Raw genomic sequence first — 2,310 nt, 5'->3', positions numbered from 1 at the left:
ATTTTAACCAGTATGGGAAATTATTTTTGCCTCTGGTCATTAATGAGCATATGGCTAGGAGTGTATTGCTTGATAGTGGGCCGTCTCAGATAACCAAATCAGAATTCCCTTTAGCTATACCTGAAGCAGGGGTAATTGCTTCTTTCGGAGAAGATCTTTCGCTTCTTGAGGAAATAGAGAGAAGGAGGTTGGATTCCAACTGCCTATACCTGAATTTTTTGGGATCTCTCCGGTCTGAAGCTGGGATGAGGCGGAATTCCTTTCGTGGGATGTATGTCTTGGATTCTGCTGTCATTGCAAAATTGAAGGCACATATAATTGGTAATGATGAAACCAAAGATCTTTCCTTGATCCAAAAGCTACCAAAATGTGACCTCCATAGCCATCTTGGTGGAGTTCTTGCCCCTACCGAAATTCTGCAGTGCATTGAATCCAATATGTTGCTTGTAAAAGAGCTCAAGCAAGATAGTGAGTTGCTACAATTTTATGGGCTAATCCATCAAGCTGTACAGCAACATGCATATGATGTCTTGTTGCAATTGAAATCGACTATTCCTGTTTCGACTAAACACCGTTCATTCGAGAGAAACATTATATTCTTGGCTACTCTGCTGGAACAGCCAGAACTTTTTGAAAAATTAGTTTATTCGACACTTGATACATCATCTGGTTTCCAATCCATTGGGATCGAGAAGTACCAGCAATTAGGAGATTTTCAGGGCAGCATGCTTTTACAGACCAGTGGTCTGATCCGAGCCGCCTGTAAAATCTATGCTTCAAAACTCAAGGAGGAAGGTGTCGAATATGTGGAAATCCGTTGCTCACCATACAAATACTGTGAATATGGATTGTCCCTAACAGAAGTACTGGACAGCATTTTCGATTCTATAGACGAATCTGGCATCGAATACCGAATTATTGTCATCATGGGACGAACCTCCACCAAAGAGGAAATTTCCAAACGTGTGGAAGAATTATTGTCCTTATCTAGGGCTAATGAACGGTTCGCAAGAAAGTTTGTAGGGGTGGACCTTGCTGGTACGGAGGGAGCCCAGAGTCCTGCTGAACTCAGAGAAAGTTTCCTTCCGTTGCTCCGTGAATGTTTGCATGTTACCATCCATGCTGGGGAAACCGAATCTGTTGAAAATATCTGGGAAGCGGTGTACTACCTCGCAGCTGATAGGATTGGCCATGGACTTCGATTGCTCGACAGGCCTGACCTGCTCAATCGATTCATAGACAAACATATAGGAATAGAACTTTGCCCTTCCAGCAATGACCAGATTATTGGATATCAGAAAGGGTATCCTCTTTCAGAATATATGGAACGAGGTTTGAAGGTGACGGTGAATACTGATAACTGTGGTATTTCCAGGACATCGGTTCCGTATGAGTTTTTTAAGGCAGGCGTGCTCAGCAATGGTCTCTCACTCTGGGACTGCATCGTTTTAATTAGGAACAGTTTGAATGTCGCATTCCTTGATTCAGAGACTAAGCGGCGGCTGATGATCTCGTTCGAGAACAAAATACTGGCCTTGATTCAGGCAGGAGAGATTATATGAGTGTTTGCTGCATTCCCGTTGATTCGCCACTGGGCGAGTGGTTCCGTGGGACCTATTTCTCCTCGAAAACCTTTGTAGAGGAGCTGAGTCTGGAGGACATGCTGTGGAAGGACCGCCCAGGGATTGAAAGCAATACGCATTTCAAACAAATCATTCCCTACATCCTCGTGAAGAACGCCCAAGGGGATTTTGCTTGCTATCGCAGGGGCGGGGCAGAGAGACGATTGCACAACTTCTGGTCCTGCGGGGTAGGAGGCCATATTGATGACTGTGACAAGCGGAAGACAGTAATCGATACCATTAAGGCAGGAGTGATGAGAGAGCTGTCAGAGGAATTTGCCGACTTTGACTCAACAAAATGTGTCCTATCAATGATAGGGACTATCCATGAAGATGAAACTTCTGTAGGCCTCCACCATATTGGTCTGGTTTTTTTGTTGGAACAACAACGCGGAAACGCTTTCATGCCTGCTGAAGAACTTGTTGATTGTGTATGGCTCCCCTTATCTGAAGTAAACAAGCGAAATCTAGAAATCTGGACACAACTTGCCCTACAACTGGAGGAAACCGTATGCCATACACATTGATTTCATCAATCGGAACAGGCATGTACAAGAAAGCCGAGAATGATTCAACTGGGTATCGTTTGACAAGGTATCAGTTCCCTGGTGGAAATCTTATTGCCTCCAGGCTATTTATCTTTTCAATATTGGAATCAAAGAATTGGGATATCGACCAAGTGATACTC

General features: G+C 44.0%; 2 protein-coding genes. Both read left to right on the top strand.

All coding sequences use genetic code 11. The annotated features are described in order from the left end of the window. Nucleotides 1–1,562, top strand: a 1,562-nt coding sequence (locus tag JF818_RS04295) for a hypothetical protein (protein ID WP_233066012.1), incomplete at its 5' end; no start/stop codon positions are given. Beyond that, complete coding sequence (locus tag JF818_RS04290; RefSeq protein WP_198890739.1) at nucleotides 1,559–2,149, top strand: NUDIX domain-containing protein; 591 nt, start codon at nucleotides 1,559–1,561, stop codon at nucleotides 2,147–2,149. The genes JF818_RS04295 and JF818_RS04290, both read left to right, overlap by 4 nt. Nucleotides 2,150–2,310 lie beyond the last annotated feature (161 nt).

The sequence above is a fragment of the Sphaerochaeta sp. S2 genome (assembly GCF_016406725.1).
GTDB lineage: Bacteria > Spirochaetota > Spirochaetia > Sphaerochaetales > Sphaerochaetaceae > Sphaerochaeta.
The sequence above is the reverse complement of the archived record's forward strand: the minus strand, read 5'-3'. Positions and strand labels throughout refer to the sequence as shown.